Here is a 21398-nt window from a genome sequence, read left to right on the forward strand (position 1 = left end):
TCTTCGTATATGAGACCAATCCTCCTCCTTAGCATAGCATTTTACCTCCTGATTGGCTGTAAAGCGAAAAAGCAGAATGAGCAAGTTGCATTGCACGAGCCGCCGGCTTCGGGGCTTTCCGGGGAGGAGCTTGCTGTTGCACATTGCAGCCGCTGTCACGCATTTGTCACACCGGCGCTTTTAACCAAACACAATTGGAAAGATGTGCTTGCCGCAATGGGCAATCGCATGGGCGTATATGAAGGTGGGTTCAGGCCGGATACATTGTTTGACCCCGGCGTTAGCGGCGACTTTGTTCGCAAAGCAAATGTCTTTCCCGAAACGCCCATTTTGGCAAAAGCAGATTGGGACAAAATCCGAAAATACTATCTCGGCCTCGCTCCCGACAGCATTCCGGACCCCGTTCGCAAAAGCAAAATCCACATGGGATTAGAGCATTTCAAATATCGTGAAACTGCTTTTTCGCACCGCCCTGCATTGACAACCATGGTGAAAATCCTTCCGGATAAGCGTGGCATTTTGTTCAGCGATTCAAAACCAAGGCAGCATATATTAACATTGCTAACCCCCGATCTCAAAGAAAATATACAGCCTTCCGCTGGAAGCCACGCCCGTCCAGTTTTACGAAAAATCAAAAGAAATATATCTCACAACGGCTGGAAAAGGCATTTTCCCAACCGACGCACCTTACGGCGCCATGCAGCGATTAGTCAAAAACCATGCTGATTCAAAGCTAACGCTGGGAGCAATTGGAATCCCGAATTTACGACGCCCGGTTTCGATGGCATACGGAGATTTGAATAAAGATGGATTTGACGATGTCCTAGCCTGCGAATTTGGTAACGAAACGGGTCAATTGGCCTGGTATGAAAACAATGGTCGCGGCGGTTATGAGAAAAGGATTTTGCGGGAGAAGCCGGGTGCGATTTCCGCTGTCATAAAAGATGCCAACAACGATGGCCTGCCGGACATTTACGTGCTGATGGCGCAGGGCGATGAAGGTGTTTTTTTGTATGTAAATAAAGGATCGGGAAATTTCGAGGAAAAGCGGTTGCTAACCTTTCTGCCACTCAACGGATCGCAATACATTGAACTGGCCGATTTCAATAAGGATGGTTTTGATGACATTGTGTATGTGTGCGGCGACAATGCGGATAAAACGCCTGTTTTGAAGCAATATCATGGTATTTATATTTTTCAAAATGATGGAAAAGGCAATTTCAGCCAGTCGTATTTTTATCATTTAAATGGCGCTTACAAGGCCATGGTGCGCGATTATGACCTGGACGGCGACATGGACATTGCGGCGATTTCGTTTTTCCCGGATTACGCGCGTTACCCGGAAGAAAGCTTCATTTACCTCCATAATAAGGGCAACCTTAAATTTGAAGACCATACATTTCCGGAGTCATCAAAAGGAAGATGGGTGGTGATGGACGCGGGCGACATGGATGCGGATGGCGATGTGGATCTGGTGCTCGGCTCGTTCGTTTATTTCCTTCCGCAAGGTGATAAAACAGGATTAGGGAAAAAGTGGCTTTCCGAAAGTCCGTCCATTATTGTGCTGGAAAACACGACGCGATAGGACTTTTCATTGCATTTTTTGCACGCCAGCTGAATTTATGTTAATTTGTCGGACATAGGTCAATTGCCTTTCTACATTCAAAACATTGATTCAAGATGAAAACAAAGCATTACTTCCTGATGATTATCGCAGTTGGCTTTTTATCAATTGCCGCACAAAAGGCCGTCACAGCCGATGACATTGTAGGCACCTGGAAATATCTTATCAGCGACGTTCCGCCTGAATATGAATCGGGCTTTATGACTTTCGAGCAAAAAGACAATAAAACAACCGGTTATGTCGGGGACACGGAAAAGCAGGAAATGAAAGAACTGACCGTTGACCAGGGAAAAGTAACTTTTACCACGGATTCTCAGGCGGGTGTTTTCAAATACAGCTTTATGCAAAAGGGCGATACGCTAACCGGCATCGTGTCGTCGCAATACGGTGATTTTCCGATAAAAGCTGTGAAGGAAGCAAAGAAATAGATTTGTTAATATTGACGAAAAAGGCCTGTAATCAGCAGATTATAGGCCTTTTTTATGAGCCAGATATGAAACAGATAGTCAAAAAGTAAATGTTAAAGCAGTAAGAAGCTTTGCCGGATCAGGCAGAAAATAGTATTTTTGTAACGGTGCCGGGTTATTACAAACCGGCGCAAAGCAGGAGGACGACCTCCCCCATAGTGGGAACCGATTCGGGACGGCCCGGCCTTAAAGGTCAATGTCATGTCTTGGATTTATTTGGTTTTCGCAGGCCTTTTAGAGGTCGTTTGGTCTTACTTTATGAAGCAGTCGGAAGGCTTTACCCGGCTCGTCCCCACCTCCATTACCATTGTTGCCATGATCGCAAGCTTTGCCTTACTTGCTTTGGCGATGCGCGCGTTGCCATTAAGCACCGCCTACACAGTCTGGACCGGAATCGGAGCAGTTGGCGCATTCATTCTGGGCACATTTGTCCTCGGCGAACCTGCTAATGCCATGCGGATCACAGCAGCATTGCTGATTTTGGCCGGTATCGTGCTCATGAAAATTTCTTAGCCTTCAAAAAACGTTTATCATGGATCAGATTACAATAGTCCAGGCCACCCTCGCCGATCTGGCAACCGTGCAGCAGATTGCGCGGGACACTTTTTTTGAAACATTTGAAGCTTCCAACACGAAGGAAGATATGCAAAAATATTTGTCAGAAAATTTCAGTGACGCAAAAATGACGGCTGAACTCAGCGATCCTGAATCACAGTTTTTTGTTGCTTATCAAGACGAAAATCCGGTCGGTTATATGAAGCTTAATGCTGGCCGCGCACAGACGGAGCTTCAAGATCCTACTTCCCTGGAAATTGAGCGGATTTATGTCAAAAGCGCTTTTCATGGCAAAAAAGTTGGGCAGCTTTTGTATGACAAAGCACTTGAAATTGCGCAGGCTCAGCGGCGCTTTTACATCTGGCTTGGCGTGTGGGAAGAAAATCCGAAAGCGATCCGGTTTTATGAGAAAAACGGCTTTGTAGCATTCGGCAAGCACATTTTCAAGTTTGGCGAAGATGAGCAGACGGACATTATGATGAAGAAAACATTGCAATAGCAACGATGCAGCATTATTGGGTTGGATTATGATGCGATTTGCGCGTTAACCACGGCCGGAGCAGCTTAGTAACCTGCGGCATTACAACCCATGTTAGCATGCCAACCATGCAGGCTGCAACAAGCAATGTCCGCAACGCCGGATGCAGTTCCTGAATGTGAGGGCCAAGCACAAATGACAAGAACATGCTGGTGGGAAAAACGCCGCAAAGCGTTGCAATGGCCATTTTCCACTTCGGCGGAGCACCCGGCGAGCGAAAGAATGCTTCCAAACCGGTGAGCTCGCGATAAACGGGTTCTTCTGTTAAAGTGGACGCATAAGCTTCCCAGTCTTTGAAAAGCTGCGAATTATAAAACGCATCACGCTCCGCCTGGTCTGCAAACGTGCGTAGAATCCCGATCTCACGATTGTCGCTCCCCGGAAGCGCCGTGATCATTGCCGCGCCATGCACACCACCGTGCAAAAATGAATCGCCCAAAAAGTGCCGCAAAGCTTCTTTAAACTCATCTTCTTTTCCGGGAAGCACTTTTCGGGTGATTGCTACGTGAATGGGCATAAGGCGCTGCTAAATATTTTAATGAATAAATGTCATTTACCCTCGGTCACCTGCCGGATAACGCGGAGCCAGTTCAAGCCCAGGATCTTTTTAATCCGCTGATCCGTATAACCGAGCTTTTGCATCGCAATGGTAATCTGCGGAAAATCACTGATGTCTTTGATTTCGCGAGGCAATTCCGGCCCGCCATCCAAGTCGGAGCCGAGCGCAATGTGGTCTTCACCGACAAGATTCACACCATAATCGATCACTTTTGCAAGCTGGTCCACATGCATCCAGTATTCGTCGGGGATCGTGCCTTTGAAAGTGAACGGAAGCTCACGTGCAAACTCTTTGTCCACATCCTCAATGGTTTGCGTTGTAACCTGTGAGGCCAGGATGCGCGGCGTTTTGGGTTGTGGATTGGGCTGCACCCTAATGGGATTGTTCGGTTTTTGCCAAGCCCAGTATTTTGGATTATTAAAAAGACTTCCGAAATGTACACCGATCACACCGCCTTTCGAGGCAATGGCTTTTGCAGCTTCGTCGGTAATGCAGCGCGGGTGGTCCACGATTTTGTGAAAGCCGCCGTGGCTGTAAATAACCGGGTGACGGCTGGCCGCGACAGACTGAATAATGGCGTCATTGGATGCGTGAGCGACATTAATGACCATTCCGAGATCATTCATTTCTTTAATCACCGCTTTTCCGTGCGCATTGATGCCGCCCCAGGTGTAAACATCATTGCAGGCATCTATGAAGGCATTTGTCGTGCTGTGAGCCGTCAGCTGCATTGCGCGCAGGCCCAGCTTGTAAAGTGCTCGCAGCATATCGAGGTCGCCATAAAGGTCATAACCGCCTTCCAGATCGAGGAAAGCGGCCATTTTGCCTTTTTTATTAATGCGTTCAATGTCGGAAGCAGTCAATGCTAGCTCGATCACCGCATTGTTTTTCTTAATCTGATCGAGTGCAAGGTTTACAACGCGCAACGTGTTTTTTGTCTCAAATCGGCCGGGATAATAGTTTTCAGGCGTGTAAACCGAGAAGAACATCGCATCCAATCCGCCCTCTTTCGCTCTGGGAAGATCCACCGTTCCATCCTTATAACGCTGCCCAATGTCGGTTTTGAATATCAGCTCACGACTCATCACGTGCGTATGTCCATCCATTACAAACGCATCCCGATGGAGATCAGGCATGGGTTTTCCGCCCGCAGCGGGAATATTTAAGATCGATTGTTTTGAAAGAATACTGCCAGTCACCGGCAAAAGGGTCAGGGATTTTATAACGTCTCTGCGTTTCATGCGGAGGTCAATGATTGATTTTAGAAAAGTAATTTACGGGATAGCAGTCAGCTAATTTAAATTCAGGCAAGTAAAATCTGGATTTTTTATCATTCATCAAATCCCCTCACATAAGGCTTTTTGGGAGGGCGTTCGCCTTTGCTGAATTGTGGGCCGCGGGTGGAGCGGTATTTCATGTTCATGAATGGCGTTTCGAGGCGGCGGCCAACGGGTGAATATTTGCCGTTTTCCCAGTTGGATTCCATATAGTAATCCGTGATGCCGGTGGACAAAAGCAGCCGTTCTGCGTTGAATGGCTCTTTTTTGGTTACCATCATCTCTGTGATCCAGTGCGGCTGGGAATTGGAGGCGTGATATTGGTCAAATGGTCCGGGCCAGCCGAGCATCGATATAATGGTCGATTCTTTTTTCCCTTCGATTTCGGCAGCGTAAGTCCAGCCTACGTCCTGGGTGTTGTAAATGGCCGCTTTTGTTCCATCATTGTATTCGATAATGCACACATTTGGTTTGCTAATCTCCTGAAAATGGCCTGGTTTCAGATCAAAACTGATTCTTGCCGCTTCAAGCAGCTTGCCAGCCCAGAGATTTTCCTCTGTCCATTTCCAGGTGTCGGCTCCGCGAATGCTTTGCACCGATTTCACGCCCGTTTCTCCACCTTTGCGCCGCTCTACAAATGCTTGCAAAACATCCACGCAATGGAACAAAGCGCCCTCATCCGGCGCGCCGCCAAGGACAACCGAATGCTTCAAAGGCGTATCCATATCCAGTTCGATCTCAGGTTTGCGAAAATAAGTGGGAATAGAAGAGCCGCCGGTCAGCGGGAAATTGAGCTCACGGGATTTGTCAAACATCCATTTGGCTTCATCCCAATTGTATGAAAGATGCTTATCATTAAAAATAGGAACGGAACGTTTGCTTTCCTCAAAAACCCGGATCACCTTTTCGTATATCCACCAGCGTGGCAGGAGCCATTGACCTTTGAGATTTGTCGGATACTCTCCGTGCTCGCCTACGATCACAACGCCATCCACCGCCAGCTCCTTTCCCCCAAGCATAACGGCTTCACCGACGGTTTTGAAGATCGGAATGTTCTTGGACTTGCATATTTTTTGAGCCAAAATACTCGTGTCAAACTGATGAATGTAAACGGAACCCACTTCCACGCGCGATGGCGTGTGGGCTCCCTCCCACCAGTAACCGTCCATAAGTTTGGAAATGATCCAGTCGGCGTGAGATCGCGTAGCGCCCCAATAGGTGACGAGGCATGCGATACGCGGTTTTGCTTGCGGAGTTTGCGGAATGGCAGATGCTGCACTGCCTGTTAATGCTGCCAAACCGGCCATTCCGGTAATGCCCAACATTTCGCGCCGCGACAGGAGCGCGTCGGATTGATCCTTTGATAACATGTTTTAAAGTTTTTGGTGTTTAGGAATAAAACACGGAAATCTTGTCGCACGACAACGCAAATTTATGCCGTAGAACAAGTTGAATCCGTGTCATAAGACAAGATATACAATTATATCAGCTACGTTACTTTGTGTGGTCGAAAATTAGCTCTAACCCCGTTCGCCATGCAAAAACCCATTTTTATCAACATCATTTTAATTGGCATTACCCTATTTTTTGCCGGTAATGTGCCATGTGCCGCGCAAAGACACGGTCAGCACGAAATTCAGCTTGGCTATGGACCCTTAGCAAGAGAACAGCTCGTTGACGATGCCGTTACAGGCTATTCAAATGCATTTTTTGGTCAGTCATTGCCAAAATTGGATTTCTCGAACGCTTATACGGTGACCTATCGCTATCAGGTGCACCGGCGGCTCGCGTTGGCACTCGTATCCGGTTTTACGAGGCACACAACTTACAGCACTTATTATACTGAATCACCCGATTTGTACAAAAGCAGAAGCTTCTTCAATGCTTTTGAAACAAGATTTACCTATTCCGACGGGCAGTATGTTCAGTTTTATGGCGTTACAGGTGTCGGGATTTTGCTGGTGCGGACGAAACATCGAATCATTTCCAGTGAAACCAAAACTTACGGATGGCCGACGTGCCAGCTAACTCTGCTGGGCATGCGCATTGGCAAGAAGTTTGGCGGCTTTGCCGAGCTGGGTTATGGATATAAAGGGATTGTTAATTTGGGAATGAGCGCAAGATTTTGACAACTAACCCCTCAATTTTGCACATTAATCGTCTTCAAACACCGGCTAAAAGTGGCTGGGGTGGTGCCCAGATATGTGGCAATGTAATGATCCGGAATGCGGCGAAAAAGGGATGATGGCTGACTGATGTAATGTGCGATTCTTTGCTCTACCGACAGATATTTGAACACTTTTACGCGATCTGTAAAATTGATCAGATGCTGTTCTAATAACTGCACAGCCAGGCCCGCCATATAAGCATCCTCTTCAACCAGCTGTCTGTAAGCGTCATACAAAATAGAAATGCCCGTGGTGTCTTCCAATGTTTCCAGCACGTCACTCGATGCTTTTTGCATCAGAAAACTTTCAGCAATGCACACAAGGTCTCCATCAGATACAAGAAGCGAAGTAATGTCCTCGGAACCTCTCAGATAATAGGTCCGCATTGCGCCTTTTTCAATGATATAAAGACACTTACTCACCTGCCCGATATCCACCAATACACGGCCTTTTGGAATCATAAATCGCTTCATACTGTCCTGAAACCGCGTTTTCACCGCTTCGGACAGGATAAAACCTGGTGCTTCCAATATTTTTTGTAGTGGCTTGGTGCCGTCTGTGACTTTCATAAATGCAGATTTTGGCTTAGGCTTTACAGGCAATTGATGCCGTAGAACAAGTTATACATTTAATAAGCACCAAGTTACTTGTTTCCGAAAAAATTGATGTGTCTAATTCAGCTCCGCGAATGTCTGCTTCCCGGCAAGGTTTGTCTAAATCAATGCTTTTTGAATGGTAAATATTTGCGTATTACCCTACTTTTAGACATTGGTAATCAGACAATTATTAAAAATGAAAAAGCCCGGGTTAACATTTTACAGAGTTGCGGCAATTGTGGTCGTCCTGATCTTTGTGGGAGCGCAAATTATTTCTCCTGACATTCAAAATCCACCTGTAACCAGTGAAATTGTGGTTCCGACCGAGGTGAAGCAGATATTGGAACGGGCTTGTTATGATTGCCATTCGAATGAATCGAAAGTGGAATGGTTTGATAAAATCGCTCCGGCATCTTTCCTGGTTGGACACGACATTAATGAGGCGCGATCGCGGTTGAATTTTTCTGAATGGGATAAAAATCCGCCGGCCGTGCAGGAATTGCTGCTTTGGGAAATCGTAAATGCAATTGAACAGAAAAAGATGCCTTTGAAACGTTATCAGCTGGCACATTCAGGCGGCAAAGTGTCCGGATCCGAGCTGGCCGTTTTGAAAAAATATGTAAACACACTTCCCGGAAGGCACAAAGTAGATACAGCGCGGATTGTGTCGCAAGCTTCTTCAAACCAACAAGTTGCAACGCCGAAAACACCCGTTTCTTTAAACGGAATCCCTCATTCTTCGGATTACAAAAACTGGAAGATCATCAGTGTCACGGACAAATTCGACGGCGGCAGCATGCGGATCGTTTACGGAAACGATATTATGGTGAAGGCCATTAAGGATCGGCAGCTTCCTTTTCCCGACGGCGCCAGGATTGTGAAGGTTGTTTGGGGAAAACAGACGGAGGATGCAGAAGGCAATGTGCTGCCGGGCAACTTTCAAAATGCGCAATTCATGATCAAAGACAACAAGAAGTACAGCGCAACCGAAGGTTGGGGATTTGCCAGATTCGATGGTCTTGCACTGAAACCAACAGGAAAAACGGTGCTGTTCGAACAAACTTGCGCGAATTGTCATCGCTTGCTAGCTCCTGAAAATGACTTTGTATTCAACATTCCGACCAACTAATTTTATCAAAAATGAAAGCCACCATTTCACTATATATCATTTCGCTGGCACTTTTAATGCTGTCCTGCGACGATCGCAACACCGCTCAACTTGCACCGGAATATTTGTATGATGCCGGAAATCAAAAGGTGATCAAATCCATCCTTAATAACAAAAAAGGCACCATTTCAATGCTTTATGGAAATGATCTTGCATTGGAAATTGCGTCTGATTCGCTGCATAAGCCCAACATTGGCGCACATTATACATTGGTAACCTGGAAGCAAAAGCCGATGCCGCAATGGTATGGAACGAGTATGAATGGCGAGATTTATTCTGTTGAAACATTGGAAATTGTGAAGAGAAACGATTCAGCGCTTACTTTTGAGTATGATTTTCGGGCCGGGAAAAGTTACCAACCTGGCGACGGCAGGCCTGAAAAGGATCAGCGGATTGCATTTATAACTTCACAGCGCGCGGCCGTTTTTCCATGATAAAGCCAACATCGCACATTGACCGATTGATTTAGATGACACCAGCAACATTGAAAGTTTCGAATACAATTATCTGGACGAGTGCCATCGTGATCGGCTTGCTTTCTTCGGTGCCGCAGCTGGCTTCGCACAAGTTTGTGCCTTTGGAAGCGGCTGTGAATGCGGGCATTACGGCTGCTTTTGCGGTGATCATGTGGTATTTTAATATTTACATGCTTTCGCGCAAAAACAACCGTGCGCAGGGACAGCAGATATCGTACGGCAAATTATTGAACTCGCTTGCTTTTGGCCTGGTCCTTATGCTCGGACTCGCTTACATTCAGCAGCTTATCCTTTCTCACATTGATTTTGGCCCGGCCATGCTGATGGTGGAAGTGCGCGGGATTTTGATCAATCTGGTGTTTTATATGTTCCTGAACATGCTGCAACAGAACTATGAAAACCAGCATGTGAGCATGGAACTGGAACGCTTTCGGAATGATAATCTGAGCGCGCAATATGATCTTTTGAAACAGCAGGTGAATCCACATTTTCTGTTCAATAGTCTGAATACGCTTAAAGCAATGGTCGAAACCAACGATGAGCAGTCGGTGGATTTTATATTAAAACTCGCCAACTTTTACCGCTATACGCTTGAAAGCCGCAAGCTGGATCTGATCCCTTTGAAAGAAGAGATGGAGATTATGAATGCGTATCTTTTTTTGCAAAAGGCCAGGTTTGAGGATGGGTTTATTTTCCAAAACAAGCTGGATAAAGCCGTTTTGGATACATTAATACCGCCCTTTACATTACAATTACTAATCGAAAATTGCCTTAAACACAACATCGTATCATTGAACCGACCATTACAAATCTGCATTTTCAGCGACGATGAAAGCATTGTTGTTGAAAACCAGGTTCAGTTAAGGAAGAATCAGGAAGATTCCCTGGGTGTGGGGTTAAAGAATATCGAGCTTAAATACAGTCATTTACTAAACAAAAAGGTGGAGGTAATTAACGGCCAAAACCTATTTCAGGTCAGACTTCCGATCATTTATGAACATCGTAATCATTGAAGACGAGCTAAAAACAGCCCGGTCCCTTGAAAATATCCTTCGAGAATTACGTCCGCAAGCCAAGATCACGGGTCCATACCAGAGCATCGAAGAATCAGTTGAAGCGCTTTCGACAGGACCAGAGCCAGACCTGATTTTCATGGACATTCAGCTGGCCGACGGGCTGAGTTTTGACATTTTCAAGTCGGTGGAAATCGTTTGTCCCGTCGTTTTTTGTACGGCTTTCGATGAATATTCCCTGGAAGCATTCAAGCGAAACGGCGTGGATTACGTGCTGAAACCATTCTCAAAAGAACACATTGCAGCCGCACTCAGTAAAGTCGACGACCTGAAAAACTTTTTCCAGCAAAAAGCAATTCCCGACCTGAGCGAGTTACTGAACAGGATGGCTCCGCAAGCCGAGAAAACCAGTTTTTTGGTGTTCAAGCATCAGAAATACACGACAGTCCAAACCGCCCAGATCGCCTTTTTCTACATTAAAAACGAAACTTCAACGATCATGTGTTTCGACGGACAAGAATTTTCCCTCACCCAATCCCTCGATCAAATCGCCTCATCCGTTAGCCAAAAGCAATTTTTCCGCGTAAACCGTCAATATCTCGTCAACTTCTCCGCAATCAAGGAAATTGAGCATTACTTTATGCGAAAGTTGTACGTCAAGCTGGTTATAGAAACGCCTGAGCAGTTATTGATTAATAAGGAAAAAGCGGGAGCTTTTCTGGGGTGGATGGAGAATCGGTGAGGTTTGGGGGTTGGACTAACGTTAGAAAGTCGCAGGTTTAGTTCGTCTTTTAAATTTTTGCTTAATTGTAGATAATGGATGCTATTCATGCATTTACATTAACCTCTTAAGATTCATTGATCTGTTTCAAGTGTTGAACGTCCTCAAAATCCTTTGCCCTACCCAGGCTTTCTTTGTCTTCGATCAGGTCGTCGAAGCTAATGAAGGAAATTTCAACGCCCTCGGACTGAACAACTTCCTTTTTGGCGAATGATATTCTGAATTTCAAAGGGGCTTTAATGTTTGGAAGCAGATCGAGCGTATAATCCTCAAATTCAAATCTGAAAAATGAATTTCTGGGATCCGGAGTCTGCTCTTCCTTAAATGCTGTTACATCTATTCCAAGAAATTCTAAGGCCTTAAAGAAGGTTGTAATAGTTTTCGTAGGTTGGATTGTACCAAAAATCCAAGTCAGGCTTGTCTACAACTTCGCCTTTCAATGTGGTGGATTTCCTAAAATGCCCATGAAGTGCGACGGCGGTGCCGCCAACAATCATGTATTCTACTGAATGTTTATTGAAGATGTCGCAGATATAACGAATGATGCCAGTATAATCCATTTAGTCACTATTTCTTGCTGGAAACAGCTTTAACGTACTCTTGCTTTAAGGACTTCAAAGAACGCTCGAAACTGTTATGACGCTCCATTGACTTTGCAGAAGATAGGTCAGCGGGCTTTGAAGAAGACTTCAATTCCTGAATGCTTTTGTATTTGGCTGACTGGTTCATAGTCTTTCGGTCATTGTAAGTAATGAAAGATACGAATGTAGTACAAAAAGTCAAAGGAAACTGTTCAAAGAAGCTCTCATTGTCAGTGTTCAATGAAGTGCAGTATTGCTTACCGTTCATTCATTCCCTCACCACCCATCAAAACTTTCCCCTATATTTGCGCCGCAAATTCCATTAAATGTTTATGAAATCATTAGTTAAAATCAGGCCAAAATGGCCTTGGAGAGGCATACGGGTGCAAGTCCCGAGACCTGATCGATGGTTTCCATTGATGGAGTTTGCGGTGACCTCTCCTTTTCATTCATCCCAATCCATTTTAAATGCAAACTCCAAATGGTCCCGGTGTCGACTCGAATGCAAATTCAGTCAACCCAACGAATGATGCACGTCACGCGTCAAACGTCGGCGATCCGCTGACAGAATCACAAGCCGAGTTTTGGTATCTCGTAGAATGTCAGGGCTGTAAGGAGCTGGCGCATTCGCTCAAAATGGTCCACGATCTGGCGCTTTATCATTCGGATGTTCCGTGTGATACGGCCGAAAAGTCGGCGCTTTTTGATGTCAATTTACTTGTAGAGGGATTTCAAAGGATGGCGGGCAAGGTTTAGAAATGAAATAGGGTGTCTCAAATCGAGAGGCACCCTATTTCATTGTTAACCCATTACACCGACTTGCTGCAATAACCCCACTGTGTCCATAATGATCCGGCTTTCAGCAAATAACCCGTCTCTGACCACATCGATTACGACACCCCAAACTTCCACTTTTTTATTCGTTGGCGGGATTCCCATAAATGCGCCGTCGTGGGTTCCGGTCCAGGTAAACCGGGTGACAACCGTTTCGCCTTCTGCGATTTGCTCCTGCACCGTCCAGTTCATATCAGGAAATCCGGTAAGCATTGCGTTGATCGCAAATTTTAGCCCTTCTCTCCCGGGTCCCTGGCCCGGGAATGGCAGATGCTCAATAAAATCCGCTGCTGCCAGGTCATCAGCCGCATCCAGATTCTTTTTATTAATTACTTCTTCAATGAAGTTGCTCATGAACTTCTTATCTCTCTTCCAGTGTCATTTTTTGAAGGATTTACGATTAAACAGGTTTGAATGTAGTAATAAGGCTGTTTTGAGTTGATATACTGATCTCTATCGGACCTCACTGACAGGAATATACGAGCGCAGTTTTAGCCCCAACGAATGATGCACTTCACGCATTAAGTGTTGGTGACAGTCCTTTTTTTATACTGATCCACAACGAAATGTGATGCCGTACGAAGCCACTAATTCATATTCCTAAACGCCACCGGCGTTTTCCCGGTCTTCTGTTTAAAAAGCTTATTGAAATACTGGGGATATTCGAAGCCGAGACCGTAGGCGATTTCGCCGACTGAGCGGCTGCTGCTTAAAAGAATGTTTTTGGCTTCTTCGATCAGGTGATAGTGGATGTGGTCCTGCGCGTTTTTGCCGGTTTCCTTTTTCAGGAGGTCACTCAGGTAATTGGGTGATAAATTGACCTGTTCTGCAAGGTATCTGACCGTCGGCAGGCCGCGTTCGCTGAGGTCGCCCAGCCCGAAATATTCGTTCAGGAGCTTCTCCACCTGCACGATCACCGCGTTATTGGAGGTTTTTCTGGTGATAAACTGTCTGCCGTAAAACCGGGAGCAATAGTTTAACAACATTTCAATCCCCGATACGAGGATCGACTGACTGTGCACATCAATATTTTCGTTTAGTTCAGCTTCGATTTTCTGAACACAGTCTGTCAAAATCTGTTTTTCCTTTTCCGACAAATGCAATGCTTCTGAAACCTCGTAGGAGAAAAAGCTGTAACTCTTCATTTTGTCACCCAGCGGCGTGCCCCGGATCAGATCGGGATGAAAGCCCAGGCCCCAACCCAATGGCTGGGATGATCCATCGGTATCGTCGTCCATTTCCAGCACCTGATTGGGTGCCAGACAGATCAAACTTCCATTTGTAAAATCGACCAGCTTCCGCCCGTATTTCACGTGATTCCGGTTGTAAGTCTTGTAAATCAGCGTGTAGAAATCCGTCGAAATTTTGGTATTCCCAATGTCCGCCTCGCGAACCTGGCCGAAATCGATGATAGCCACGAGCGGGTGGTGCACAGGCTGGTCCAGCCCGAAAAATTTGAACAATTCCTCAACGGTGTGCAGGTGAATATTTGTGCTCATAAAAACAAATATAGCCTCATTGTGCTGACAATGAGGCATAATGATCTTTAAATTATAAACCAAACATAGACTTAATGACGCCCGTAAAAGAAGCATCGTCGGTCTGCTGGTGCTGCGCGATAATGGCTTTGGCGTCTTCGCCCGCCGCGTACCGTAATTGATCTGTGCCGTCTGTTGCAGCTTCGTAAATCACATCGGCCACAACACTGGCTGGCGACGCTTGCCCAAACATCGCCTGCGTGGCTGCCAGCAGTTTGCCGACGATCGGCTGGTATTCCGTCATGCTTTCATCATTGCTGAAATCGAGCGAGCGGCCTGTGAAATCAGTAGCAATCGCGCCTGGTTCTACGATTTTGACTTGTCCGCCAAACTCCTCCACCTCGTAGCGCAGCGATTCGGAAATGCCTTCGACCGCGAATTTAGTACCGTGATACAAGGTTCCGAGCGGAAAGCTCATCTTGCCACCGATCGACGAAACATTGATAATGATACCGCTTTTGTTGCTTCGGAAATGCGGCAGTACAGCTTTTGTCACATCCAGTAAACCGATCACATTTGTATCAAACTGACGGATGATCTGCTCTCTCGAAAAAGATTCGAGCACGCCATAAGCGCCATAACCGGCATTATTTAACAAAACGTCAATCTGCCCGAACCTGGCAATGCCTTCTTTTACTGCCTGATCAATGGAGGAAGGATCGAGCACGTCCAGTTTGGCAACCAATATATTTTCTAATTCCCCTAATTCAGTTTCGGTTTCCGGATTGCGCATGGTAGCGATAACGTTCCAGCCTTGGGCTTGAAATAATTTAGCAGTTTCTTTACCAATACCGCTGCTTGCTCCTGTAATTAAAATGGTTTTCATGATCTCTGATTGTTAAATTGATGCGTCAGAAGGTCGGGGTGAAAACCGGGCTGGTATGAATACGAATTCAGGGTTGTTGTATACTTTTTACGGTTTTCTGGTCGAGATGATGGGGGCGGGAGTTTAGGCATGCGAGGACTGTTGGCGAGGCGAAATTTTTACTGGTTTAGTTTCCCATCGGAAACAGCACGCCCAAATGGAATGACAGGCCGCGGTTGTACATTTTCAACTCGTCAACCAAAGGCCGGAGCCCGAGATGATAACGTGCTTCACCGAATATTTTTAAAGATTTTGTGGGATAAGCAATGCCTGCGCCACCTGCAAGGCCATAATCGAATTTTCTATACCCGAAGCCACCGTCCAGACTCACCTCCCCCGACTAGTCCTTCGTTGTAACCCCGTCGTACGAAAGTTCGGGACGTGTATTTTAGTTTCATATCGCCGATCCGGTAGCGAAGTTCTGGTCCAAGAGAAACAATGCCCTCAAATTTTCCTATCCTTGATTTCCATTGCAGCAAAATCGGAAGCTCGATGAAATTCGATCGAAATTTGTCTGCGCGGTGACATATCACATTGTTCGGTATTTTTGGTGGAGCGATCAAATTTTAATCTTGAATTCGGTGCAACCATAGCGTTTAACATCCAGCATATTCAGGCCTGAAAAGTCCATTCAGCGCAGCAATCGTTTTTTCAACAATCTTCGTCCCGTCCTGTAGTTCAATGTAAGGGTTTTGATCGTCAGCATGAACTTCCTTGATAACTCCCTCGGCCCGTTCCAGTCCGTTAATGTCCAGGATCATTTCGGCTTTTGCTCCGCGGTTTTTGATATCAACCAGCATTTCCAAAAAGCTCTCATTCACTGATAATGTCGTGCGTAAGTCCATATTTTTAAGTCGTTTTTTCTTTAAATTATTTAAAATGAGAAGTAATATCTTCACTTGAAAAACGCTTGTGATTAACAATTAATTCAATGCTGTTGATCAATGAATGTATCATCGTACCTTTGCGGCTTCAAAAAATGAGACGATGATTACAGTTGAGAATTTAGCCGTTGAATTTAGCGGTTCTGTCCTTTTTAGCGAAGTTTCCTTCGTGATAAATCCTACAGATAAAATTGCCCTGATGGGTAAAAATGGAGCGGGGAAATCCACCATGATGAAAATTATTGCGGGGGAACAAAAAGCCAATCGCGGCCATGTACGTGCACCCAAAGATGCCGTAATTGCCTATTTGCCGCAACATTTATTGACCGAAGATAGCTGCACCGTTTTCGAAGAAGCCGCCAAAGCATTCAAGCAGGCTTTTGAAATGCGCGCTGAAATGGAGAAGCTGAATCTCGCGCTCGAAACCCGCACGGATTACGAGAGCGATGAATATATGGCGATCATCGAGCAGGTTACTGAAATAGGTGAAAAATATTACCAGCTCGAAGAAGTTAATTACGACGCAGAAGTTGAGAAAGCATTGAAAGGATTAGGATTCAGGCCGGAAGATTTTCAGCGTCAAACCAAGGAATTCAGCGGCGGGTGGCGCATGCGCATTGAGTTGGCCAAAATCCTTTTACAAAAGCCAGATCTTATCTTGCTCGATGAGCCTACTAACCACATTGACATTGAATCTGTGATGTGGCTGGAAGATTTTCTGGTAAATAAGGCCAATGCCGTAATGGTCATTTCCCACGACCGGGCCTTCATCGACAACATTACTAACCGAACCATTGAAGTGACCATGGGACGGATTTTTGACTACAAAGCCAACTATTCACATTATTTGGTGTTGCGCGAGGAACGCAGGTCACACCAGATTAAGGCATATCAGGAACAGCAAAAAATGATTGCAGACAACATGCAATTCATCGAACGCTTCCGCGGCACATACTCCAAAACTAACCAGGTTTCTTCCCGCGAGCGCATGTTGGAAAAACTGGAAATCATTGAAATCGACGAAATCGATAACTCAGCCCTGAAACTCCGTTTCCCACCTTCGCCAAGGTCAGGCGACTATCCAGTGACTGTGAAGGATGTGTCAAAATCCTACGGCGATCAGGTTGTGTTCAAAAATGCGAGCATGACCATTTCCAGAGGCGAAAAAGTCTCATTCGTCGGCCGGAATGGTGAGGGAAAATCAACAATGATCAAAGCTATCATGGGCCAGATCAATGTGGACGGAACCTGCCAGCTGGGGCACAATGTGAAGGTCGGCTATTTCGCCCAAAACCAGGCATCGTTACTGGATCCCAATCTAACGATTTTTCAAACGGTGGACGAAGTCGCAGAAGGAGATGTAAGGACTCAGATCAAGAATATTCTGGGTGCATTCATGTTCCAGGGCGAAGACATCGACAAGAAAGTAAGCGTATTATCAGGCGGAGAAAAAACCCGCCTCGCCATGGTGAAGCTGCTCCTGGAACCTGTAAACCTGCTGATCCTCGATGAACCTACGAACCATTTGGATTTGAAATCGAAGGATGTTTTGAAAGAAGCACTGAGGAACTTTGACGGAACATTGGTGCTGGTGTCCCACGATCGTGACTTTTTACAAGGCTTGTCTTCAGAAGGTTTTTGAGTTTAAGGATAAGCGTGTGATCGAGCATTTTGAGACGATTGATGCGTTTTTGGAAAGGAACCGGATTAAGAGTATTGCGGATTTGCAGTTGGCGAAGTAGGAGGATTTGGCACTGTTTTCGATCTCCTTAATCTGCCCTAGTTAGCATTAAAACGTACGCTTTTTAATGTTAGATAGGATTTTTCGTCGCTATCTAATATGAAGATCGTGCCCTCACATCAAAATTGCAAGTTTTTAAGGTAAGGTGTAGGTCTAAACATGTTTTTAAGGGTCATAGCCGCTACCTAGCATTAAAATAGACGATTTTTAATGCTAGGTAAGTTAATTCTTTTATCTTTGACCAAAGACATTCGCTTGCACAATTATCTTCCGGAAACAATGCCATACACTATTAATCCAGACAGGAGTCAGCCCTGGAACAGTCTTGCCCGAACTTCCTATCGGAGAAGAGCATTACCGGACGTTAGAAATCTATGAACAATTAGTAAACGCTAAGGCTGCAATTGCACGGTTACAAGGAAGAAGCTCCGCGATACCCAATCAGGGCATGTTGATCAATACGATCAGTCTACAAGAAGCAAAAGCATCAAGTGCAGTAGAAAATATTTTTACAACAGACGACGAGCTGTATATGGGCATTTAGTGATAATCCCAACCAGGTTCAGCAAAGCCCATCCAAAGAAATCCTGCATCTATCGCGAATCATTATGGGAAGGGTATACCTATTTGAAACAAAACCACACGTTCAGCAGAGAGTATATTGAGCTAGTATACAAAAAAATTACCGGGGAGACGGATGGCATCCGCAAACCCTTTGCGCAAACATATATCCGGCAGGGCGGAACAGGACCAAATGCCGGGACAGCCATTTATACGCCTCCTCGCGGAGCTGGCATTGTTGAAGCAAAAATTGATAATCTGTTGACATTCCTGAATGACGACCATCAATTCAAAGCGGATCCTCTGATCAAAATGGCCATTGGGCACATGCAGTTTGAAGCCATTCATCCATTCAGGGATGGAAACGGCAGAACTGGTCGAATTCTCAACATCCACTATCTGGTCGAAAAAGGATTACTCGACCTGCCAATTCTCTTCTTCGAGCAAGTATATCTTGGATCATAAGCAGGGCTATTATGATGCGCTGGCAGGCGTTACACAAAGAGCTTCCTGGAAAGACTGGATCATCTATATGCTTAAAGCTGTCGAGGTTACATCCAACGACACCTATTATAAAATCAATGATATCATCTCAACAAGAGATGCAATACTTGATGCGGTAAGGACAGAAACGAGCATAGCACGTCCCGAAGCGCTCATTGAAGTAATATTTACCAACCCTTTCACCAAGGTGAGGCATTTTACCGAAAAAAGCATTTTTGCAGAAAACACCGCTCGTCAATATCTTAAAAAATTGACCGATATGGGCATAGTTGAAATGAAGAGCATTGGGGGTAATCATTATTTTGTCAATCTTGAATTACATAGGATTCTTTCTCAGTAGCTATTTTTTATTTCGGCAAATGGATGAAATACTGGATCAGTTGAATCAGCTGTAATGGAATGGAAGAAGGGGGCAGGTGTATTGGAATCAGTCGCGGTGAGCAGATGTTGATGAGTGCGGCGTTTCGGGTTTAATAAAGTCTTTCACGGTTCATATACCTGCCTTTAGCTTTAATATACTGCTGTCTCAACGACCTAATAGAAGCTCAAAGCTATCATGACGCGCCACCGTCTTTTGCAAATGATGGTTCAGCAGGTTTTGAGGAAGACTTCAACGCCTGAATGCTTTTACATTTTGATGACTGGTTCATTAACTAAATATTTCAGTTACTGATTTCACATTGAAAAGATCATCAATGGAAAAGGATCGATGCCTAACACTCTCTAATTTTATCTCTTGATGAATGAAAAAGTCATCAATAGTTATAACTCCGTCTTGATTTATATCTTCTGCTGCATTATTGAAATATTCTAGGAGACTGTTCAATACAAATGAAAGATAATATCTTAGATTTCCAGTTAGAACTTCAATATTGGCATGAATTGCGGCATCATGAACTATCTCGTTCCTTATTCTATACAGTCGCATTAAGTGCCTTTCTAAATTTTTCTCATGTCTGCCAATTCTTTCTGTTCTGACTCTTACATCCGTGACCCACTCTTTGTATTTATAAGCCCGAAAGGCTAGTAAGGGATTTGACTCTGAAAAAGTAGCAATTATTGAATCATAAGTTTCAGGAAGTTTGAGATAGCTCATATCGTCATTATACCCTTGGATTAAATTGGAGATCCGTAATCTATTTATATCTCTATGGAACTCATGCATATTTCTTTTTATATAAATTAGGCTGTGAGCAGAGACAAAAAAACTCTTCATTCTTTTGATGGTATTCTCTCCCACATCATAATTCGAGAAAATATATTCTAATCCAATCCAAAAATTCACAAACTTTTGTTCTAATTCAGAAGCTTCCCATCCTAGTCTCAAATAGCGTATTGCTGAAATAATCTTGTTTTTTGTCTCGCTTGAAACACGCTCACTAACGACGACGGCAATCATTTTTGACGCGAATTTGTCATATAGATCTTGATTATTTTTGAAATGCCCGTCTAGAAAATACTCAGATGTTCTTTCGCTAGTTTTCGCTCTTTCCACCGAACCTACCACAAGTGCATTTCTAAAAGTATCAATTTTTGCCAAGGGAAATCCTAAATGCAAAAGATCGACTACACTTCCATGAACTTTCTTTGCCTCCCTGATAACCGAAACGTAGTCTATCCCCTTACATGGTACTCCCAAGTAGAAACCTTTTCCTTGACTGGATACTCTTTTGGATCCTTCAAAGAATGTCCGTGATGCCGCATTGATTTGAGTAAATTCGTTTATTTGATCTTCACTCAATTTGAAACGAGTTTGCACATCTATCTCTACAGACTTTGATGACCATAGGCAAAATACAACAGTATAATCTTCTGTCTCCCTTGTGGTTAATGAAGATAAAAATGTATAGGCTTCGACAAAAGTATGCTGTGAACCTTGTTTGAATATTTTATAAACCAGCTTATATAAATAGTTCTTTGAATATCCCAGCGTTAGCAAATGACTAAATTGGTGATTTATTAATCTTGTTAACTGAATAAATGCGGCTGGCGAAGTAGGTGCAAGCGCCTCATTGATTTGTTGTATCTGAATTGCAACGATATCGAACAACTTTTTGCCGTAGTTTTTATTCTCTGAAACAACAATTTGTATTGCAAAATGTAGAGATCGATAGTCGTCCTTTTTAGCTTTTTCAAGCATCGTCAAAAAGTGCTTCTTGTCTACTTGTTCAAAAATCAATTCGAATTCAGATTTCAAGGTTTCAAGCGCCTCTAACCTTACAGGCTCGACAGTGATATCGAAGCTTTTTATTTTATTGTTAGTAAAATCTTTTAGTACCTGGTTTAATTCTCTCAGGATCGATAACGGTGTATGAAGCCTCGCCCGATATGTATCTATAGTCTCGAAGTAAACGAGCTCCATGGCTTTTTGGGCATAGAGAGCTCCGAGACAGTAAGGGCATTTTGGGGTGTAAAGTTTGCAATCATAAAAACTATTTATAGTTTTGTGTCGTTAAGAGAATGTGCTATGACAAGCTGATCCCAGCTATAAAGATAAAGAAAAGGGAGATCGCCTTAATAGGTCAGAGACACAAAATCCGCTATCTTTGGCTCTCCCTTATGTTACTTAAAGGCTTGATTTTCAGGCCTTTTTTCTTTTCCGATTTAGAAATAGGTATTTTGATATCTTTATGATTATCATGATATCCACCTCATTCCTCTCCGGTAA

Annotated in this window: 26 protein-coding genes and 1 pseudogene; 15 read left to right on the top strand and 12 right to left on the bottom strand. The window is 44.5% G+C overall.

The features are described from left to right. Nucleotides 1-9 precede the first annotated feature (9 nt). The 5 genes from AC0IYG_RS00885 (at nt 10) to AC0IYG_RS00905 (ending at nt 3145) form a co-directional block, all read left to right on the top strand. Nucleotides 10-726 carry a hypothetical protein gene (locus AC0IYG_RS00885; protein WP_471709145.1) on the top strand — a complete coding sequence of 239 codons (717 nt, stop codon included), beginning with the start codon at nt 10-12 and terminating at the stop codon, nt 724-726. Continuing rightward, nucleotides 698-1585: an FG-GAP repeat domain-containing protein gene (locus AC0IYG_RS00890; protein ID WP_471709146.1), complete on the top strand. Its 888-nt coding sequence runs from the start codon at nt 698-700 to the stop codon at nt 1583-1585. Before AC0IYG_RS00885 ends, AC0IYG_RS00890 begins: the two co-directional genes overlap by 29 nt. 95 nt (nt 1586-1680) lie before the next feature. After that, on the top strand, nt 1681-2052 hold the full coding sequence (locus AC0IYG_RS00895) for a hypothetical protein (protein WP_471709147.1): 372 nt from the start codon (nt 1681-1683) through the stop codon (nt 2050-2052). A 240-nt stretch (nt 2053-2292) separates the two neighbouring features. Continuing rightward, nucleotides 2293-2604, top strand: coding sequence for a DMT family transporter (locus AC0IYG_RS00900; protein WP_471709148.1), 312 nt, complete (start codon nt 2293-2295; stop codon nt 2602-2604). Nucleotides 2605-2623: 19 nt separating this feature from the next. Beyond that, the gene (locus AC0IYG_RS00905) at nt 2624-3145 is read left to right on the top strand and encodes a GNAT family N-acetyltransferase (protein ID WP_471709149.1); all 522 of its coding nucleotides are present in this window, start codon (nt 2624-2626) and stop codon (nt 3143-3145) included. Between the two features lie 13 nt (nt 3146-3158). Here AC0IYG_RS00905 and AC0IYG_RS00910 read toward each other — a convergent pair whose 3' ends face one another. The 3 genes from AC0IYG_RS00910 to AC0IYG_RS00920 all read right to left on the bottom strand — a co-directional run bounded on the left by AC0IYG_RS00910 (nt 3159) and on the right by AC0IYG_RS00920 (nt 6390). Then, the gene (locus tag AC0IYG_RS00910) at nt 3159-3701 is read right to left on the bottom strand and encodes an antibiotic biosynthesis monooxygenase (RefSeq protein ID WP_471709150.1); all 543 of its coding nucleotides are present in this window, start codon (nt 3699-3701) and stop codon (nt 3159-3161) included. 32 nt (nt 3702-3733) lie between these two features. Beyond that, complete coding sequence (locus AC0IYG_RS00915; protein ID WP_471709151.1) at nt 3734-4984, bottom strand: dipeptidase; 1251 nt, start codon at nt 4982-4984, stop codon at nt 3734-3736. An 89-nt stretch (nt 4985-5073) separates the two neighbouring features. Continuing rightward, on the bottom strand, nt 5074-6390 hold the full coding sequence (locus AC0IYG_RS00920; RefSeq protein WP_471709152.1) for a hypothetical protein: 1317 nt from the start codon (nt 6388-6390) through the stop codon (nt 5074-5076). Between the two features lie 165 nt (nt 6391-6555). On the opposite strand from AC0IYG_RS00920, the gene AC0IYG_RS00925 reads away from it, so the two are divergent. Beyond that, nucleotides 6556-7149 (top strand): hypothetical protein, encoded by a 594-nt coding sequence (locus tag AC0IYG_RS00925; protein ID WP_471709153.1) that lies wholly within the window; start codon nt 6556-6558, stop codon nt 7147-7149. Nucleotides 7150-7160: 11 nt separating this feature from the next. Here AC0IYG_RS00925 and AC0IYG_RS00930 read toward each other — a convergent pair whose 3' ends face one another. Next, nucleotides 7161-7757 (bottom strand): Crp/Fnr family transcriptional regulator, encoded by a 597-nt coding sequence (locus tag AC0IYG_RS00930; RefSeq protein ID WP_471709154.1) that lies wholly within the window; start codon nt 7755-7757, stop codon nt 7161-7163. Between the two features lie 223 nt (nt 7758-7980). On the opposite strand from AC0IYG_RS00930, the gene AC0IYG_RS00935 reads away from it, so the two are divergent. The 4 genes from AC0IYG_RS00935 to AC0IYG_RS00950 are packed head-to-tail and all read left to right on the top strand — an operon-like array spanning nt 7981 to nt 11183. Beyond that, the gene (locus tag AC0IYG_RS00935) at nt 7981-8913 is read left to right on the top strand and encodes a heme-binding domain-containing protein (protein ID WP_471709155.1); all 933 of its coding nucleotides are present in this window, start codon (nt 7981-7983) and stop codon (nt 8911-8913) included. An 11-nt stretch (nt 8914-8924) separates the two neighbouring features. Then, nucleotides 8925-9386 carry a hypothetical protein gene (locus AC0IYG_RS00940; RefSeq protein ID WP_471709156.1) on the top strand — a complete coding sequence of 154 codons (462 nt, stop codon included), beginning with the start codon at nt 8925-8927 and terminating at the stop codon, nt 9384-9386. Between the two features lie 35 nt (nt 9387-9421). Continuing rightward, the gene (locus AC0IYG_RS00945) at nt 9422-10441 is read left to right on the top strand and encodes a sensor histidine kinase (RefSeq protein ID WP_471709157.1); all 1020 of its coding nucleotides are present in this window, start codon (nt 9422-9424) and stop codon (nt 10439-10441) included. Next, nucleotides 10422-11183 carry a LytR/AlgR family response regulator transcription factor gene (locus AC0IYG_RS00950; RefSeq protein WP_471709158.1) on the top strand — a complete coding sequence of 254 codons (762 nt, stop codon included), beginning with the start codon at nt 10422-10424 and terminating at the stop codon, nt 11181-11183. Before AC0IYG_RS00945 ends, AC0IYG_RS00950 begins: the two co-directional genes overlap by 20 nt. Before the next feature lie 106 nt (nt 11184-11289). Here AC0IYG_RS00950 and AC0IYG_RS00955 read toward each other — a convergent pair whose 3' ends face one another. Next, nucleotides 11290-11451 carry a hypothetical protein gene (locus tag AC0IYG_RS00955; protein ID WP_471709159.1) on the bottom strand — a complete coding sequence of 54 codons (162 nt, stop codon included), beginning with the start codon at nt 11449-11451 and terminating at the stop codon, nt 11290-11292. Between the two features lie 130 nt (nt 11452-11581). Next, nucleotides 11582-11782, bottom strand: coding sequence for a hypothetical protein (locus AC0IYG_RS00960; protein ID WP_471709160.1), 201 nt, complete (start codon nt 11780-11782; stop codon nt 11582-11584). Between the two features lie 489 nt (nt 11783-12271). On the opposite strand from AC0IYG_RS00960, the gene AC0IYG_RS00965 reads away from it, so the two are divergent. Next, entirely contained in the window at nt 12272-12559 is a 288-nt protein-coding gene (locus AC0IYG_RS00965) for a hypothetical protein (RefSeq protein WP_471709161.1), read from the top strand. Between the two features lie 45 nt (nt 12560-12604). Here AC0IYG_RS00965 and AC0IYG_RS00970 read toward each other — a convergent pair whose 3' ends face one another. The 5 genes from AC0IYG_RS00970 to AC0IYG_RS00990 all read right to left on the bottom strand — a co-directional run bounded on the left by AC0IYG_RS00970 (nt 12605) and on the right by AC0IYG_RS00990 (nt 15885). Beyond that, nucleotides 12605-12991 (bottom strand): ester cyclase, encoded by a 387-nt coding sequence (locus AC0IYG_RS00970; protein WP_471709162.1) that lies wholly within the window; start codon nt 12989-12991, stop codon nt 12605-12607. Between the two features lie 233 nt (nt 12992-13224). Next, nucleotides 13225-14136 (bottom strand): helix-turn-helix domain-containing protein, encoded by a 912-nt coding sequence (locus AC0IYG_RS00975; protein ID WP_471709163.1) that lies wholly within the window; start codon nt 14134-14136, stop codon nt 13225-13227. 52 nt (nt 14137-14188) lie between these two features. After that, nucleotides 14189-15001 carry an SDR family oxidoreductase gene (locus AC0IYG_RS00980; RefSeq protein WP_471709164.1) on the bottom strand — a complete coding sequence of 271 codons (813 nt, stop codon included), beginning with the start codon at nt 14999-15001 and terminating at the stop codon, nt 14189-14191. 166 nt (nt 15002-15167) lie between these two features. Beyond that, on the bottom strand, nt 15168-15371 hold the full coding sequence (locus tag AC0IYG_RS00985) for a hypothetical protein (RefSeq protein ID WP_471709165.1): 204 nt from the start codon (nt 15369-15371) through the stop codon (nt 15168-15170). Between the two features lie 265 nt (nt 15372-15636). Then, entirely contained in the window at nt 15637-15885 is a 249-nt protein-coding gene (locus AC0IYG_RS00990) for a hypothetical protein (protein ID WP_471709166.1), read from the bottom strand. Between the two features lie 142 nt (nt 15886-16027). Here AC0IYG_RS00990 and AC0IYG_RS00995 point away from each other — a divergent pair. From AC0IYG_RS00995 to AC0IYG_RS01010, 4 genes and pseudogenes are all read left to right on the top strand, one after another. Then, nucleotides 16028-17666: pseudogene (locus tag AC0IYG_RS00995) on the top strand (ABC-F family ATP-binding cassette domain-containing protein). 324 nt (nt 17667-17990) lie between these two features. Further along, on the top strand, nt 17991-18209 hold the full coding sequence (locus AC0IYG_RS01000; RefSeq protein ID WP_471709167.1) for a Fic/DOC family N-terminal domain-containing protein: 219 nt from the start codon (nt 17991-17993) through the stop codon (nt 18207-18209). Nucleotides 18210-18292: 83 nt separating this feature from the next. Continuing rightward, entirely contained in the window at nt 18293-18691 is a 399-nt protein-coding gene (locus AC0IYG_RS01005) for a Fic family protein (RefSeq protein WP_471709168.1), read from the top strand. Then, nucleotides 18681-19070, top strand: a complete 390-nt coding sequence (locus tag AC0IYG_RS01010) for a hypothetical protein (RefSeq protein ID WP_471709169.1) — start codon at nt 18681-18683, stop codon at nt 19068-19070. The genes AC0IYG_RS01005 and AC0IYG_RS01010 overlap by 11 nt, the downstream gene beginning before the upstream one ends. Nucleotides 19071-19379: 309 nt before the next feature. Here the strand turns inward: AC0IYG_RS01010 and AC0IYG_RS01015 are convergent, their stop codons facing one another. After that, complete coding sequence (locus tag AC0IYG_RS01015) at nt 19380-21092, bottom strand: hypothetical protein (protein WP_471709170.1); 1713 nt, start codon at nt 21090-21092, stop codon at nt 19380-19382. Nucleotides 21093-21398 lie beyond the last annotated feature (306 nt).

It is taken from the genome of Dyadobacter sp. AC419 (assembly GCF_979253085.1).